The 15,668-nt window shown below is 56.1% G+C and carries 19 protein-coding genes; 10 read left to right on the forward strand and 9 right to left on the reverse strand.

What is annotated here, in order from left to right; all coding sequences use genetic code 11:
- Positions 1 to 148: 148 nt before the first annotated feature.
- A complete protein-coding gene (locus tag VGL70_21600) occupies positions 149 to 1,585 on the reverse strand; it encodes a UbiD family decarboxylase (GenBank protein HEY3306124.1) in 1,437 nt (478 codons plus the stop codon).
- Positions 1,586 to 1,766: 181 nt separating this feature from the next.
- Here VGL70_21600 and rfaE2 point away from each other — a divergent pair, with 181 nt between their 5' ends.
- The gene (rfaE2, locus tag VGL70_21605) at positions 1,767 to 2,240 is read left to right on the forward strand and encodes a D-glycero-beta-D-manno-heptose 1-phosphate adenylyltransferase (protein ID HEY3306125.1); all 474 of its coding nucleotides are present in this window, start codon (positions 1,767 to 1,769) and stop codon (positions 2,238 to 2,240) included.
- A 2-nt stretch (positions 2,241 to 2,242) separates the two neighbouring features.
- The gene (gene rpmB / locus VGL70_21610; GenBank protein ID HEY3306126.1) at positions 2,243 to 2,434 is read left to right on the forward strand and encodes a 50S ribosomal protein L28; all 192 of its coding nucleotides are present in this window, start codon (positions 2,243 to 2,245) and stop codon (positions 2,432 to 2,434) included.
- Positions 2,435 to 2,688: 254 nt separating this feature from the next.
- On the opposite strand, the gene VGL70_21615 is transcribed toward rpmB, so the two are convergent.
- On the reverse strand, positions 2,689 to 4,854 hold the full coding sequence (locus VGL70_21615; GenBank protein ID HEY3306127.1) for a bifunctional (p)ppGpp synthetase/guanosine-3',5'-bis(diphosphate) 3'-pyrophosphohydrolase: 2,166 nt from the start codon (positions 4,852 to 4,854) through the stop codon (positions 2,689 to 2,691).
- Between the two features lie 71 nt (positions 4,855 to 4,925).
- Entirely contained in the window at positions 4,926 to 5,546 is a 621-nt protein-coding gene (gene gmk / locus VGL70_21620) for a guanylate kinase (GenBank protein HEY3306128.1), read from the reverse strand.
- A gap of 179 nt (positions 5,547 to 5,725) precedes the next feature.
- On the opposite strand from gmk, the gene VGL70_21625 reads away from it, so the two are divergent.
- The 5 genes from VGL70_21625 (at position 5,726) to VGL70_21645 (ending at position 10,083) form a co-directional block, all read left to right on the forward strand.
- A complete protein-coding gene (locus VGL70_21625) occupies positions 5,726 to 6,019 on the forward strand; it encodes a hypothetical protein (GenBank protein HEY3306129.1) in 294 nt (97 codons plus the stop codon).
- A 215-nt stretch (positions 6,020 to 6,234) separates the two neighbouring features.
- Positions 6,235 to 6,771 (forward strand): hypothetical protein, encoded by a 537-nt coding sequence (locus VGL70_21630; GenBank protein HEY3306130.1) that lies wholly within the window; start codon positions 6,235 to 6,237, stop codon positions 6,769 to 6,771.
- Positions 6,772 to 6,900: 129 nt separating this feature from the next.
- The gene (locus VGL70_21635) at positions 6,901 to 8,397 is read left to right on the forward strand and encodes a hypothetical protein (protein HEY3306131.1); all 1,497 of its coding nucleotides are present in this window, start codon (positions 6,901 to 6,903) and stop codon (positions 8,395 to 8,397) included.
- 258 nt (positions 8,398 to 8,655) lie between these two features.
- Positions 8,656 to 9,309, forward strand: a complete 654-nt coding sequence (locus tag VGL70_21640) for a hypothetical protein (GenBank protein HEY3306132.1) — start codon at positions 8,656 to 8,658, stop codon at positions 9,307 to 9,309.
- Positions 9,310 to 9,339: 30 nt separating this feature from the next.
- Positions 9,340 to 10,083 (forward strand): hypothetical protein, encoded by a 744-nt coding sequence (locus tag VGL70_21645; GenBank protein HEY3306133.1) that lies wholly within the window; start codon positions 9,340 to 9,342, stop codon positions 10,081 to 10,083.
- Between the two features lie 56 nt (positions 10,084 to 10,139).
- On the opposite strand, the gene VGL70_21650 is transcribed toward VGL70_21645, so the two are convergent.
- The 3 genes from VGL70_21650 to VGL70_21660 form a co-directional block, all read right to left on the reverse strand.
- Positions 10,140 to 10,487, reverse strand: coding sequence for a hypothetical protein (locus VGL70_21650; protein ID HEY3306134.1), 348 nt, complete (start codon positions 10,485 to 10,487; stop codon positions 10,140 to 10,142).
- 320 nt (positions 10,488 to 10,807) lie between these two features.
- Positions 10,808 to 11,002 carry a hypothetical protein gene (locus VGL70_21655; protein ID HEY3306135.1) on the reverse strand — a complete coding sequence of 65 codons (195 nt, stop codon included), beginning with the start codon at positions 11,000 to 11,002 and terminating at the stop codon, positions 10,808 to 10,810.
- Positions 11,003 to 11,081: 79 nt separating this feature from the next.
- Entirely contained in the window at positions 11,082 to 11,372 is a 291-nt protein-coding gene (locus VGL70_21660) for a hypothetical protein (protein ID HEY3306136.1), read from the reverse strand.
- 326 nt (positions 11,373 to 11,698) lie between these two features.
- Between VGL70_21660 and VGL70_21665 the strand changes: the two genes are divergently transcribed.
- Positions 11,699 to 12,121, forward strand: coding sequence for a hypothetical protein (locus VGL70_21665; GenBank protein HEY3306137.1), 423 nt, complete (start codon positions 11,699 to 11,701; stop codon positions 12,119 to 12,121).
- Positions 12,122 to 12,425: 304 nt separating this feature from the next.
- Here the strand turns inward: VGL70_21665 and VGL70_21670 are convergent, their stop codons facing one another.
- The 3 genes from VGL70_21670 to VGL70_21680 all read right to left on the reverse strand — a co-directional run bounded on the left by VGL70_21670 (position 12,426) and on the right by VGL70_21680 (position 13,586).
- On the reverse strand, positions 12,426 to 12,791 hold the full coding sequence (locus VGL70_21670) for a hypothetical protein (GenBank protein ID HEY3306138.1): 366 nt from the start codon (positions 12,789 to 12,791) through the stop codon (positions 12,426 to 12,428).
- A gap of 163 nt (positions 12,792 to 12,954) precedes the next feature.
- The gene (locus tag VGL70_21675; protein HEY3306139.1) at positions 12,955 to 13,149 is read right to left on the reverse strand and encodes a hypothetical protein; all 195 of its coding nucleotides are present in this window, start codon (positions 13,147 to 13,149) and stop codon (positions 12,955 to 12,957) included.
- A gap of 11 nt (positions 13,150 to 13,160) precedes the next feature.
- Positions 13,161 to 13,586, reverse strand: coding sequence for a hypothetical protein (locus tag VGL70_21680; GenBank protein HEY3306140.1), 426 nt, complete (start codon positions 13,584 to 13,586; stop codon positions 13,161 to 13,163).
- A gap of 72 nt (positions 13,587 to 13,658) precedes the next feature.
- On the opposite strand from VGL70_21680, the gene VGL70_21685 reads away from it, so the two are divergent.
- Positions 13,659 to 13,886 carry a ribbon-helix-helix domain-containing protein gene (locus VGL70_21685; protein ID HEY3306141.1) on the forward strand — a complete coding sequence of 76 codons (228 nt, stop codon included), beginning with the start codon at positions 13,659 to 13,661 and terminating at the stop codon, positions 13,884 to 13,886.
- Between the two features lie 3 nt (positions 13,887 to 13,889).
- Positions 13,890 to 15,623 (forward strand): AAA family ATPase, encoded by a 1,734-nt coding sequence (locus tag VGL70_21690; GenBank protein ID HEY3306142.1) that lies wholly within the window; start codon positions 13,890 to 13,892, stop codon positions 15,621 to 15,623.
- Positions 15,624 to 15,668 lie beyond the last annotated feature (45 nt).

Genomic DNA, 15,668 nt, shown 5'->3' on the forward strand with positions numbered 1-15,668 from the left:
CTTGGTAATCCAAACCAAGTGATACTTGAGATCGTATTTCGTATGACTGGTCGTCCGGTATATCTGCACACGGATGTTTTACCTCAAGGCTTCGCCTAAAGGCGAGGGATTTTCTCCCATTCCCAGAAGGAGACATTAAAAATTTCTTTTACGATCGGCCGTTGCCGCCGAAGAGCACGCGCCCCCACTTCTTCGCCGTGGCGTCGAGAACTTCCTTGCTCGACTCGGCCACCCTGGGAAACTCCTTCATCCATTCGAACGGACGGCAGGCGTCGATGATCGCCCTGGAGTTGAAGCCCTTCTTGCTCGGATGAATGATCGGATCGAGCGGGCCGCTCCAGCAGCGCCGGATGATCTCGATATCCTCGACCGGATCCGACCGGGTCGCCATCGCCCACATCACGTCGTCGTTGTTGCTCGGATCGATATCGTCGTCGACGACGATGACGTAGCGGCCGAGATAAGCGCCGGCGTGACACTGCGACGCGACCAGAGCCGCTTGCCGGGCATGGCCCGGATAGCGCTGCTTGATCGCCACGACCAGCACGAGCCGGCTGCCGCCGGAAACCGTGAGCCATACGCCCTTAACGTCCGGCACGCCGGCCTTTTCCATCTCGTCCCAGATCAAAGCGGAGCGGAGATACGAACGGTACCAGCCCAACTCCGCGGGCGGGCGGCCTGGAGGCGAGCCGAGGATAATCGGATTGTTGCGGTGATAAAGACGTTTGACCTTGACGATCGGCTCCGGCCTCTCGTCGCTGGCATAGTAACCGGTCCATTCGCCGAAGGGCCCTTCGGTCCGCGGCTGATCGAAAATAACGTCGCCTTCGATCGCTATTTCCGACGTCGCCGGAATCGGGAAGCCGGTATACTCGCCCTCGAAAACTTCGAACGGCTCGCCGCGCACGCCGCCGATGAAGTCGCATTCCTGAATGCCGTACGGCACCTCGATGCTGCCGGCCAGAAAAGTCAGCGGATCGTGGCCGAACGACATGGCGATCTTGCACGGCCGCCCCGTCCCGGAATATTTCTCCCGCTGGATGCGCCCGTGCTTTCCCGGCGAGATGTAAAAGCCGACCGTGTCCTTGTCGTGGATCATGACGCGATAAGTTCCGTAATTGACCCAGTTTTCATCGGGGTCCTTGGTGATGTCGATGCTGCCGGTGCCGATGTAGCGGCCGCCGTCGTGCTCGTGCCACATCGGCGTGGGAAATTTGAGAACATCGACGTCGCCGTCGCGATAGACGTTCTCCATCACGGGGACTTTCGAAACCACCTTGGCGGGAATCGGTTTGATCTGCTTGTAACGCTCGCGCCAGTTGCGCACGAAATCCATTTTGGTATCGCCGGGAGGAATATTGAGCGTCATCGCCAGGCGCTTGCGCGAGCTGAGCGAGTTCGACAACACGCGGTAACCTTTCGGATAGCCCTTGATGTCGTCGAACAACACCGCCGGGCCGTCTTCCTTATGATGCACGAGCTCGGTGACGGCGCCGATCTCGAGGTTCCAGTCGCATCCGGTAAGGGTCCTGACCTCGCCTTCGCCGGCAGCCTTGATCCAGTCTCTCAGATCACGATATTGCATGAGTTCCTCCCTGAGATTATCTAGAAAAAGCCTTATAAATCGATGACAACGACCTTACCGGAATTCTTTCGGACGGTCAAGGATAAGAAGCGCGCCTTCGCTCGCTGTTCGCGGCTTCTAGGCCTCTGCTATCGCCGTGAATATCCTTGAAAACAATTAAGGTACGTGTTACCCACCTACCGTGCGAGAGAAAGTCAAGACGCGCGCGGCACTCAAGGCGATTGCGGCAAAAGCGAAAGGAGAAGGAAAAAAAACCGTCTTTACCAACGGCTGCTTCGACCTTCTCCACCTCGGCCACCTTCACGTTTTAAGAGAAGCGAAGAAGCTCGGCGATATTTTGGTCGTCGCGCTGAACAGCGATCGCTCCGTGAAGAAGATCAAAGGTCCTGGCCGGCCGATTCTACCTGAAGGAGAGCGCGCGGAGTTGATTGCCGCGCTGGAGATGGTAGACTACGTTACCTTGTTCGACGAGCCGGATCCCCTGAACGTCATTCAAGAGCTTAAGCCCGACGTGCTGGCCAAAGGCGGCGATTGGTCCGCAGACAAGATCATCGGTCGGGAATTCGTCGAGAGCTACGGCGGAAAGGTAGCGCTCATCGGGTATCTTCAAGGCCACTCCACCACGGACATCATCGAAAGGATGCACAAGCAATAGCCATGGCAAGAATCTGCAGAATTTGCGGCAAGGGACACTCGATAGGACACAACGTCAGCCACGCCAACAACAAGACGAAGCGGATCTGGCGGCCCAATCTACAAAGGGTGAAGGCGCGCGTCGAGGGCCAGGTGCGAAGGATTCTCGTCTGCACGGATTGCATCCACTCCGGCCGCGTAGAAAAAGTAGCCTAACCACGCACTTCATCACCGCTCCATTTTAGATTTTGGATTTTAGACTTCGTCGTGAGCACGGTCGAAGAATTCCAGTACGGTAACTGACTGCCCGGGGGTTTCTCGAAGGGGCGATGCGTGGGACGAGGAGGCTCAATCGTACTGAAAAAGTTCTCTCAGTACTCTCGTGCCGCGTAGCACCGGACGTATCGCATCGGCCCGGAGAGAGACTCCCGGGCAGGCGGTTACCAGATGGGCGTTTCTCGGTGGTCTGTTCATCCTCTGGCCCTTACTGCCTTGTAGACCCCTTTAACCTTGGCGATGTTGGCGAGGACGCGCCTCAACTGTTTCGAATCCGTGATCATCACTTCGAAGCTATTCAGCGCCTTCTGATCCTCGAAAGTGCGCACCTGGGCGCGCACGATATTCACGTCGGCGCCGGTGATCGCGGCGCTGATCCCCGCCAATAATCCGGGCCGGTCGATGCAGCTCACGTCGATCTTGACCGGCCGCGCCGCCTGGCTGCCGACCTGCCACGCCACCTCGACCTTCCTGTGCGGGTCGCTCTCGAGCACGGTCGGGCAGCTCGAAACATGGACCGTCACGCCTCGGCCGCGAGTGATAAATCCGGTAATGTCTTCTCCCGGCAGCGGATGGCAGCAGCGGCCGAAGCGGACGAGCACGTCCCCCACTCCCTTGACGCGAACGCCGAGATCGCGCTTTTGCCTGGACACGATGCGGAAAATGCGCTCGAGCGCCCCCTCCGCCTGCTTTTTTCCGTCGTCCAGTTGTTCCGCCGGGACGAGCTTGAGCAACACCTGCCGCGGCGTGATCTTGCCGTACCCAACGCCCGCCAGCAATCCCTCCTCGTCTTTCATGCCCAATTCTTTCGCGAGCGCATCGATCTTGCCCTCGCGCCTGAGCGTGGCGTATTCGAGCTTATGCCGGCCTAGGTCGCTTTCGAGGATCTCGCGTCCCAGAGCGAAGCTTCTCTCGCGCTGTTGTTTCTTGAGCCAGTTGCGGATGTGACCTTTCGCCCGCGGCGTCTTGGCGAGCTTCAGCCAGTCGCGGCTCGGCGTCTGCTGATGCATCGTGATGATCTCGACCGTGTCGCCGCTGCGCAGCAAGTATCTCAGCGGCACGAGTTGGCCGTTGATGCGCGCGCCCGAGCAGTGGTGGCCGACCTCCGAATGGATTCGGTAGGCGAAATCGATCACCGTCGCGCCCTTGGGAAAATTGTGCAGGTCGCCCTTGGGCGTAAAAACATAAACCGCGTCGGAAAATAGATCTTCCTTGATGCTATGGAGAAATTCCTGGGGGTCCTGCAGGTTCTGCTGCCATTCGAGGAGCTGGCGCAGCCAGGCGAATCGCTGCATGTCGTTGAACTTCAAGTCCTCCGCCTCTTTCTTGTAGCGCCAGTGGGCCGCGATCCCCTCTTCGGCGACGCGGTGCATATCCTGCGTGCGGATCTGGATCTCCATGCGCTCGCCGTACGGTCCGATCACCGTCGTGTGCAGCGACTGGTACATGTTGGGCTTGGGCAGCGCGACGTAGTCTTTGAAGCGACCCGGCACCGGCTTCCACTGCGAGTGGATCACGCCGAGCGTCTCGTAACACTCGCGCGGCGTGTCGACGAGGATACGGAACGCGACGAGGTCGTAAATCTGATCGTAGAGCAGGTTCTGCGTCTCCATCTTCTGATAGATGCTGTAGAAGTGCTTGGGACGGCCGGTCACTTCCGCGTCGATGCCTTCTTTTTCGAGGATCTTGCCGATCAGCGCGATCACCTCGTTGATGTATTTTTCCCGCGCGACCTTCTTTTTGACGACGTTGCGCTTGAGCTGGTAATAAATCTCCGGGTGGAGATGCTTCAGCGCGAGGTCTTCCAGCTCGTCTTTCACCCACGCGATGCCGAGGCGATGGGCCAGCGGCGCATAGATATCGAGCGTCTCCTGCGCCGTGGCGAGCTGCTTTTCGACCGGCAGATGATCCAAGGTCCTCATGTTGTGCGTGCGGTCGGCGAGCTTGATCAAGATCACGCGGATGTCTTTGGCCATCGCGACGATCATCTTGCGGAAGTTCTCCGCCTGCTTCTCTTCGACGCTGGTGAAATTGACCTGGCTCAGCTTGGTGACGCCGTCGACCAGGCTCGCGATCTCCGGGCCGAAAAGATTTTTGATCTCGTCGAGCGTCGCCAGGGTGTCTTCGACCGTGTCGTGCAGCAGCCCGCCGACCACGCTCTGGACGTCGAGCTTCAGGTCGGTGATGATTCCGGCCACGGCCATCGGATGAATGAGGTAGGGCTCGCCCGAAAGCCGCTTCTGCCCGCGGTGCACGCCGGCGGAGAAATCGTAGGCGCGGCGCACCAGATCGACGTCGGCCGCCGGATGGTAGGCCTGGATCTTTTCCACCAGATCCGAAACTTTGACTTCCTTGCCCATATCGATCAGAAGAGTTTCGGGTTTCGAGTTTCGGGTTTCGAGTTAAATACAAAATCCAAATCCCTTAGCCCTCATGACTTCAGCCGGCAGACGCGCAGGCGCTCGGCGATGACGATGGCCCTGGCGCTCTCGACGGCGCGCCGGAGCTCGCGGTTTTCCACGACATAATCATAGCGCATGAGCTCGCGGATTTCACGCCGGGCGTTCTCCAGCCGCCTGCGGATCGTTTCCCTCCGGTCGGTGCCGCGCCGCGCGAGCCTCTGCTCCAGCTCGCGGCGGGATGGGGGAAGAACGAAGATCGAAACCGCGTTCCGGTATTTTCGCTTGATCTTGCGCGCGCCCTGAACGTCGATGTCCAGGAGCACGTCGCGCCCGCGCGCGATCGTCCGCTCCAGGGGGGCGCGCGGCGTGCCGTAAAAGAATCCGTGAACCCTGGCCCATTCGGCGAAACCGGAGCGCGACCGGAGCGCGGCGAATTTTTTCTCCGTGACGAAGTGGTAATCCCTGCCGGCCGCTTCTCCGGGCCGGCGGGCGCGCGTCGTGCAAGAAACCGAGAGCGTGATATCGGGAAAAAGCTTGAGGAGTTTTTTGACCAGGGTCGTCTTGCCGGCCCCCGACGGCGCGGAGATGATGAAGATAACGCCCTTGCGCTTGGTGAGAGCGAGACCCGGCCACATCACTCGATATTCCATTCGGGAGTTAACATGGAGTCCTGCCAAGTCATATCATGTTGAAAAATATGGGCCAACCATAAACGGAAGTCGCCTCAGTCCCTATCAGCTCGGCTTGCGTTGGACACTTGCTGGACACGTTGACCGGAGTTGCGCCAGATCCGGGAGTCCATTGAAGGGACTGAGCATGGAGAACGACGATGGATAGCCCATATACGATCTGGCGGCGGTCGATACCCGAACCAGAGGGCTTTATCGAGATCCCCCAAGTCGATGACCTACTGGCACGTTTGGGAGATGACGAGCTTGCAGAGAAGATGGAGAGCATTCTCGAAGTAGTTAAGGCCGAACAGCAGCGAGGCGTGCATGACGACGGCAGCGAAGAGAAGCTTGCAGATGAAATCCAGAGGTTTGCCGACATGAAAGCGGCGTGTCAGCTGCTCGAACAGCGCGGCAGAACCGACTTGCTGGAAAAAATACTCGGCAAGGATTGAGCGAGCATGGCAAACCGGAAGGCGACGACCAAGGGCAAGACAATCGAGAGCGGTAGGCTCTCTCCTACCCTTCTCCGGTTTTCCCCGCGTTCGAATATCGTCGGCGTTGGACGCCACATCATTTTGGCCATTCTGTCACCGGAAAAAATATTCACAGGTTCAAGCAGTTAGTGGGCATGGTGTCCACGACGTGTCCAGGACGGAGAGCGTAGAGCATGGAAGAGAATCGCGCACCCGGAGCGCAGCAAGGCAACAAAAACCGTGTTCAGCACGGCCACTACAGCCGCGTCGCCTCATTGAAAAGGCACGGCGGGAAGGTGCTCGACGGTCGAACATGGGCGGGTCGTAGCGCAAAAGAGTGGGCGGCATGGGCGCTGAAAACGAAGGGCGGGAAAGATTGCCCGCTGCATATCAAGCTGGAGATCGACGCGGCAGCTATGGATCTATGGCTTCGGCTGGAGCTGGGCGAGGCGATTGTCAGGGACGCGCAGGAGCGCGGCAGCGTACTGAATCGCAGGCGGAAAGAGCTTCCCAGCGTTCACGATCAGTACCAGGTTGTCAGTATGCGCTTCGCCAAGCGATGCGAGGCGCTGGAGCTGGACAAAGGGCCGAGAGCAACGCTGCAAGAGCTTCTCGCGGCGAAAGCCAGAGAGAACGGAACAACGCGAGAAGCTACCGTAGCAGGGCGCAACGGGGCCGTGAACGAGTCGGCAGCCACAGAGCCAGGGCAAGGGGCCGAAAAACGGCGCTGAGAACGAAAACGGGGCAATTAGGCCGAATGGCGTCTCGGTTGACGAAGCCATCGACGAAGAGAGCGGCTTGAATGCCGCGCTGAGCAGGGAACCCGATGCCGAGTCAGAGAGCGGCGGGAAGACTTGAGCATGACAAAGCGGAAACGCAAAGCAGCGGCAGAGACAGAGAGAGTCCCGGCGCGCGTCGATCCGCTGGAATTCTTTTCCCTGCTCAAGTGGCTCGACCGAAAGCCGCGGGTCATCGAGCCATACCGAAAGAAGAGTTTCAGGGACGTGTTTCTGACGGAAGACGAATACGGGCGACTGCTCTACTCTTTGGCGTTGTTCTTGCGCGGGAAGAAAAACGCGAAGAGCCTCGATGGAGTTCTCGCCGAGCTTTTTGTCTTGCTGAATTGGGAAGTAGCTGGCGGCGTGACTTGTCTTGGAGTAGCGAGCGACGAAGCGCAAGCGGACATTGACCTGGACCTGTGCAAGAAACTCATACGTGCGAACGAGCTGCTTGCCGATCTTCTGGAAATCCGCGATAAGGCCGTTCTTCGCAGAGACGGCAACGGGATAGCGGAGATCAGGCCAGGGAAGGACTTCGCCGGGCAACACGGCGGGAAATTCGATTTCCTTTTCATCGATGAGGTTCACACACAACGAGATTATCGCCTCTTGGAAGCGTTCGCGCCTGATCCGACGCGCGAAAATCTCACGTGGATCTGCTCGTATAACACGCTCTACTGGCGGCCGGGCGTGCCGTTGTTCGACATGCTTCAACGCGGCTGGAAGGGCGAAGACACTCGAATGTATTTCTCCGCGTACACTTCAAGTCGGACAACCGACCCGGACTTTGCCGACGCCGAGCCGGAACGTCGAGCCAATCCGTCAATGGATTCTTGGAAAGACAGCGGCGCTTATCTACAGCAGCAAAAGACGCGGCTTCCGTCGTTCATGTACCGTCGCCTTCACCTGTGCGAGGGCGGACTGCCAGGAGGCAGCGCCTTCACGGTCGAAGCTATCGACGCGGCGATTGAGCGCACTATCAAAGTCAGAGCGCCGCTACCCGGTATCGAGCAGTATCACGCTTTTGTGGACATGAGCGGCGGCAGCAATGACGATGCCGTTTTAGCAGTCGGTCACAGCGAAGGCGACGCGGAAGCGGGCCGGGCCGTGCTTGATTGCATTCTCGATCAGGGAGCGCCAGCGCCGTTCGATCCGATGAAAGCGGTCGTGCGATTCGCCAAGGTCTTGAAGTCCTACCGGATAGCTTCGGTCATCGGCGACGCCTATGCGGGGGAAACCTTTCGCGCAGCGTTCGAGAACGAAGGAATCAGCTACCACGTTTCCCAATTGACCAAGAGCGAGCTTTACGAAGCTTTCGAGCCGAGACTCAACAGCGGGCGGGTTGTGCTTCTCGACGTGACGCAGCTTGAGACGCAGCTCTTAGGTTTGATCTGGCGCGGTCAGAAAATCGATCATCCGAGCGGCGAGCACGACGATTGGAGCAACAGCGTTGTCGGTGTAGTCCATTCCATCTTGGACGACGTTGATCTTTCCGGCTTGCTTGGCTTCGGAGATCGCGTGTTCACGCGAGACGGGGCGATCGGCGCGGATGCGCCGGATTGGAAGGACCCGCAGTGAGCAGACCGGAACCATTGGCGATGTGTCCAATCTGCGGCAGATTGTCGAGGCGCATTGGATTGCTGGCGACTGTCACGGAAACGGGCAAGCGGGCGCGAATGATAAAAGGTTGCGCCGATTGCGCAGTTCGGGATGACCTCCGCGAGCGCGTCCGAGAAAGGTCTCGATATCTCGACTTCACGGCCGCAGCGACGATCTTTTTACCCATGCGTCGGCAGAGCTGGTAAATACGCAACGCCAAACAAGAGGGAGGGAACAATGAAAACCAACAAAGCGGAGACGGGCGAAACTCAAAGCGAGGTAGCTCGACTCGATCAACAGAAAGAAGCGCAGCGCCGAACCGTCCAGGCCTTGCAGCGAAAATTAGAAGCACAGCGGGCACGGAAGGCAGAGCTTCAGAAAAACCGCGACGAGGTCGCTTACGCTGCGCTCGCGGACGAAGATCAAAAGGCTCAAGCGACGCTCGAAGCGGTCAGGGCGGATCTGCTCAAGGCTGCGCTCGAAGAGGAAGAGCTGGTCATCGCCATCGCTGAAGGCGAGCGGAAGTTCAAGGAGATCCTAAACGCGCGTGAGCAGGCATACATCGCAGAGCGACGGGCGAAGTTCCAGTCTCTTTGCGTGGCAAAGAAAGACGCCGCGCGCAAGGCAGAAGAAGCGATGAAGAAAATGATCCAGGCGGAAAAAGAAGAGCAGGCGATTAACGAACAGATTGCGCCGCTCGCGCAGGAGCTTGGAGTCAGCAAACACTTCGGTCGTCACTTCCGGGAATCCCTCGAGGCTCAAATCTATATGGCCTTCGGGTTCGGTCAGTACCCTGCCGCGCGCACGTACATGGAAAAGAGTTACAGCGAGATCATCGACGAGTATCTGGCTGAGTTTTTCGAGGAAGAAAAATTACGGAAAGCAAGTTAACCGGGCAAATAGCCCGAAAGGAGTGTCATCATGTTGAAAACTTATACCCACGACGAAATGAGACAAATTCATTTCGCGTATCTCGGCGGCGACGGCGAAGCGGGCGTGTTGGAAGATCAGTTCATTCGGCAATTCATGGAGCAACGAGGCGAGCGCGATTACAAAAAAGGGCGCGACGGCTTTCACAAGTTCATGACGGAACGGCCCGCGAGACAAGCGAGCGACGCGAAGCCTGTGACCGAGCAGAAGAAATACGAGGCCGGGGTCGAACTCGATGCCGTCGCGAAGGACTTGATGAAGACTCGGCGAGTCGGATACACCGCGGCGCTCAAAATGGCGATCGTTGCGAATCCGAAGCTCGGCGCTGCTTATCTTGGCTGCGACGTTTCCGAGATCCGTACGGATGGCTTTGAGGCCGTTTACGGTGAGGCGCTGCGCTCGCGCAATTACGGCGCAATACAAAACCTCGGCGCGATAATCTCGGCGCTTCCCAAAAAGAGCGACGGGTCAGTGGATGCACCCCAAGCGGTCAGCACGCTCGCAAATCATGTCCAGCTCATTCGCGATGCCGCCTCGGAATTTATCGAAGCCGAGACGCAAAAAAGAGCGAATCGCCTGTCAGGCGGAGCAAGTGGCAGTCCGCTGACGAGCGAGAACATAGAACGCGCTCGCGCCGAGATCGAGAAGGAATTTCGGCCGGTCGTCGTTGCGCGGGACAGCGGGCGAATGACCGAAGCGGCGCTCCGAATGATGTACGGCCAATTTTTCAAGTAGTCGCTTCCCCGGCGTCGCCGGTGCGGAATCTTCTCGCTGCGCCGCCTCCTGCTCCGTCACGCGAACGGAGTCGCGACGCCGGGGTTTTTCTGAAGGTCGGAAATGAAAACGAAGGCGATCAACGTCAACGGGCTTCGATTAAAGGCCGTGCCAGCAGTCGGCGGGCGGGTGTTGATATGGCCTGCGGTGTCAGCGAAACGAGTTGAGAGAGACGTGAAAAAACGGCGAGCGAAATTCGTCGGCACGGTTAAATATTTCTTCGGGTCCATTGGAGGGGAAAAATAATGAAGCTTTGGGTTGCAACAAAGCCGATTTCCAATCGTCGATTCAGTCTCGGCGTCGGCGAGAAAATTCCGACCGCGTACACCGCAGTCGAGGCCATCCGTCAGCTCAAAGCGCTTCACGGTGAAGACTCGATTGCTCTCATCGACGTTAAGGTTCCGATTGCGGATATAGAATCGCAGCAAGCATTGATCGGCGCACTTCAAGCGATGGTGACAGGACTCGACCGAGAGCTTTCGGACGTAAAGCGAACGCTTGCGGAAAGAAACGGGCAACAGGTTTCATAAGCAGACGATGGCCGCAAATAAGTCCCTACCGGAGAGATGGGGCGAGGTGGACATTGAGAAAAAGACGCTACGCCCAAAGCCGGGCAAAGCGGACCCGACAACAAAAGAGCGGTAAAACCTATGGCAGCATTCGCGGCGCGAAGTTTCCTTGATACTCAGAAATCGCTCCACCAAATATATCCCTGTACCCTTCTGTTATTGTCAAAAAAGACAAGGAGATATTTTTGTTTGACGTCACCAGCGGTTGCGACGGCGAAAAAATAATCCCACACATCAAACAGTCCCTGTCCGGGGAGATAGCTTTTCCCTCTTCCCTGAGGCTGACCGAGGACAGCCAAAACAGTTTCCATTTGCGTTTCTCCGATTTTGAGACCATCGGTGATGCTTGGACCCGAGAAGTCCCTTCCAAGTCGTACAGTGGCGCACCCGCTAACGGCGAAGGGCGCTGAGAATACTGCCAATGCTATTAAAAAGGATTGCAGTGTCTTGAAGGTTGTCGCGTATAATCTTGTCATCTCCGACCGGCAGTTCTGCATAGTATCTTGCCTCCCTTTCTTCCCTAAGCGGCTCAAACTTGTCTCTAAGTATCATATCGACGGATTCGGCGGAAAGTTCCCCCGTTCTATAAAGCTGAAGCAATCTCCTCCTCTCACCGATGAATGCTTCGACTCTAAAATCCGCAGGATAGTGCTTACGCAGGAGATCGTCAGATTCGTCCATCCATTTCTCAAACCGGATGTCCCCCGATGTAAATTTTTGATTTAGACGATTCTGGTCAAACTGATATGCAGAATATGGCCCCGAGAGCGTCGAGCAAGAAAACGACAAGAGACTAAGAACGAGTGGCAACCATCCGCATATGTATTTCACCACGCTCACCCTGCTTCTACACCCTGAGGTTACCACAGGATAGGTTTTCGGAGCGAGGGGAGCCAAGGTAAAAAATGGCACAGGTATAATGCCGGGGGGGGGCCATCGGTCGTCGGGGCGTTGGCCTTTTCGTTCTAGGTCGCTCCTGCTAGCATCAAAGCACATTGGGAGGAACCATGAACAAAAAGAATCGCGGAGACGAGTCACCACTGTTCAAGCAATCGGTACTGGCTGAGTTTCCCAGCGAATCAAAAAACAGGGATTACCTTAAGAATACTTTCCCGGAAATCGAGGCGATAGCAGTAAAAGTTACACACCAAGGGAAGGGTTTTCGTCCCAATGAGGACCGAACGGTAACGTATGTAGAAAAGAACTTCCCCGGCGAGTTCATAAAATGCAGAAATCCGTCTTGCAACAGTCCCGACGCTGGATTTCACTTAGGTTCGTTAATCAAGAGAGCGGTTAAGGAGCGGAAAACTGAGATCGAAGATCACGGGAGCTGTTTAGGGTACGAAATGTCACCGAAGGGCGGCAAGGTCTACGACAAGTGTTTCAATTTTTTCCAAGTACGGCTCACGATAAAATACAAACCAAATTAGCATTCACTTCCTTCGAAGTCCTATCCTGTTCAGCTTTACTTATGCTTTTTGTACGCTGCGACAATGTCGTCCGCCGTTTTTTCTGGTTCGCGGGCATACTTGAGGCCGACAGCCAGCCCGAGCAGATAGCAAGCTTTAATCAGTGGGTAGTCATCTGGATCTGGTTCTGGTAACTTTTCCCAAGCTCTAACGGCGATAGCAATGCTAGGCCGGAACCCAATCATACGCATGAACGTAATACGCAAGCCAAAAGGGGTTGTTCCATTGTTGGTTAAAAGGGTTATTCTTCATGGCGTCCTTCCTCTTATAGAGAATTTATCGCGGGCCAGCTTCGGAAACGCTCGTGCTGTAATTGAGTAGACTTCAGCACTTTGCGCCAATCCATTCGGAGCGGCTTTACCCGCAGCTCTTCGATCAAGAGCCTCAGCACTTCTTCCAGCGTAACGCGCCCCGTTGGCAAATGAATGCCTCGCAGAGAGTCCATCACCTTCGAGCCGGACTGTAGATGAAGATGAGGATCTTGGTGTTCTGTCTTCGGGTGCCAATGGTAGGAAAGAATTTCCGATTGCTGCTTGTCGTGGAGGGCATAGTAGTACGCGACCGTCGAGACCTTCCACGGGCCTCGCTCCCCTTTTACTTCTGTGACGCCGTAGAGCATCTTTACCGTCAAGTAAAGAGGCTTATTCCTTAGCCTTGATGGAGATCCCTTGTTTAGCGTGAGGGATTCGATCTTGTTTAAATCAGAACCGCTCGCTACGAGCACATCGCGAGTCACGCATGACACCGCTAGATTAAGCGGCTCAAGACAATTCCGAACTGCTTGATGGGGTGTTTTACCTGCCAAAGGGTAAGAGAAATGCGACCTGCATGATTTCAGGCCGATCGGGGTCGTCGAATTCTTTTGCATTCCACTTGCGGGCGAATTCCTCCCCGCTCATGTGTAGATAACGACGAGCCTGTTCGTCGAGGAGCTTTCGCCCTTCCTCGGGAGTCAAGAATTCTACCTTGCGTCTGCCGTTGGCTTTCATTTTCCTATCTCTCATTTCATGATCCAACCCGAGCCGGAGCTTGGATCGGTTATCATCGCAGAGCCGGAACTCACGTCGGTGATATGATCGGTCATCATCCTATGCGCGTTCAGTCGGGCCGCGTTGTTCTGGCGCGCGGTAGCTACACTGAAATCCTTCACTTGTTTCCAAGCCATCACAGTATCGACATGGCTTATAGCCCGCAATGCGCGTCCACGCTGTGCGTCGGCATCCGTGAAATATCCGCTAGCATCATAGGCAAAAAGACTACCGGTTCGAATCGCATCTTTTACGATATCCTCACTATACTTCGTCAGAGCTGACATTGAGCGGATCGAGCAGATGAGCGAATTTGTTGCCGTATCAGGATATTCGCTGGCAACCCATTGAATAAGGTCCTTTTCCACTCCTGGGTTTACTATAAATTTACCGCTCATCAAAAAACCCTGCAAATTCGACTAAGTGCCCTCATTCGTGCAACTGTTATTTTTTAGCATACAATCGGCCTCATGACAATGAAAAAATCCGGTCGTCCCTTCGGCAGCACTTTTCAAAAAATCGAGGCGGTCCGCTTCACCACAGAGCAGCTCGAAGCTATCAGTGACGTTGCGCGCGAACTTCGCATCCCGCGTTCTGAGGCGATTCGTAAAGCGACTACGCTCGGGCTTCCGCTCGTCAGGGAAGCCATGAAAATTTTCGTGCGCGGAGAACAACAGCATCGAAATCAGCAGAGTTGAAATGTGATAAGCGCGGACAAAAAAGAATCACGCGAGCCTGCGCTGAGCGCGGCGCACAAACAACTCCTCGCGGAGCGCGGAATTTCTCTGGAGACGGCGAGCGCGAATGGTATTAGATCGGCATCAAGCAGCGAGGCCAAGTCCGTTCTTGGGTTCGACCCGAAGAGCAGCGGCATCTTCATTCCATTTTTTCATCCAGTCACCGGCGTGATTCGCACGCAGAGATTTCGACCTGACAATCCTTTTGTGATTGAGGGCAAACCCGCTGGTAAATATCTCTCGCCGCGCGGAGCCGGGAGCCTTGTGTACTTTCCGCGCGGCATCGACGACAAGCTCAAAGACGTGGCCGAGCCGCTGTTAATCACCGAGGGCGAATTTAAGACGCTAGGGGCGGTGGAGAACGGCTTACTGTGCGTCGGGCTTGTTGGGGTCTGGGGTTGGCGTGCGCGTGGAGCCAATGGAGAAAGCGGTCCCATAGCAGACCTCGACCTTATCGACGTGCGCGGCCGCGTCATCACTATAGTGTTCGACTCCGACGCAGCGTTGAATGCGCAAGTCAGGAAGGCTCGGCAAGCTCTCGGAAAAGAATTTTACCGGCGCGGCGCGGCTCTCGTTCTGTCAGTCGATCTTCCTAGCCCAGACGGCGTTAAAGTCGGTCTCGATGATTTTCTGTTAGCAAAGGGCCGCGACGGATTTCTGGAGTTAGAAAGTGTCGAGCTGCCGCCGACGGACATTCCGCCTTTCAGTGAACCGCTATCAGCGATGCTCAACTCGCCCGAGGAAATTCTCGAAATGGGCATCGAGGGTATCCGACCATTGAGAGCAAACGGATTTTCGATAGCTGCGCCGAAAACGGTCAAATCTTGGGAGATGATTGCTGAGGGCATTTGTTTGAGCACCGGGAAGCCGCTCTATGGCCGGTTCAATGTTCCGAAGAAGCGGCGGGTTCTCATCATAGAAGAGGAGGACAATAAACGAAGAGTCAGGCGACGGCTTGATCGTCTAATCGCAGCACAGGGTGGTGAGGTGCCTGCGGATGATTACTTTCGCATCTCGGTGAAAAAAGGTTTCCGGCTCGACGTGGCGGCATGGCGCGAGGTCCTTGAATTCGAAATAAAAACCTTTCGCCCCGATTTTGTCTACCTGGATGTATTCTCACGGCTTCACGCACGGGACACCAACGATAACCAAGGCATGGCAGAGATAGTCCTTTTTCTCGATCAGCTCAATCGCGACTACGAATCTGCGTTCATCATCCTCCATCACACCCGGAAGAACAGCGCGGGCGGCGATCCGCATGACGAGATCCTAGGTAGTCGCGTGCTCGGCGGGTTCTCTGAAAGCACGTTGTTCTTTTCGAAAACAAAAGAAAAGGGAGTCATCAAGGTCGAGGTGTCGCTCAAAGATGAACCCGAGAACAGCATTTTCGAGCCTGAATTTCTCGTCAGACTGATGGATACCGAAGACGGCCGGGGTACAAAAATCGAATATCTCGGGCCTGGTGAAAGTAAACGTGCCGAAGACGAGCTGCGCAAAAGAGTTATGGCCGCGCTCGATGATCTGGAGTGGCGAACGGTAAAGCAAGTGGCCGAAGTGGTGAACATCTCGAAACCGACAGCGAGGGGGTGTCTCAGCACATTGTTCGATCTAAAGCTGATCGCGAGGCAAAACAGAGGTCAGGCACGTCTCTACCGAAAACCGGAAAAGGCGGAAAATTTTGGTGAGCAGCATGATTGAAAGGCGCATTACGGGCAAAGCGGAAAGGCTGAGGCATCGGCACCG

Source organism: Candidatus Binatia bacterium, from assembly GCA_036504975.1.
In the GTDB taxonomy this organism is placed as follows: domain Bacteria; phylum Desulfobacterota; class Binatia; order UBA9968; family UBA9968; genus JAJPJQ01.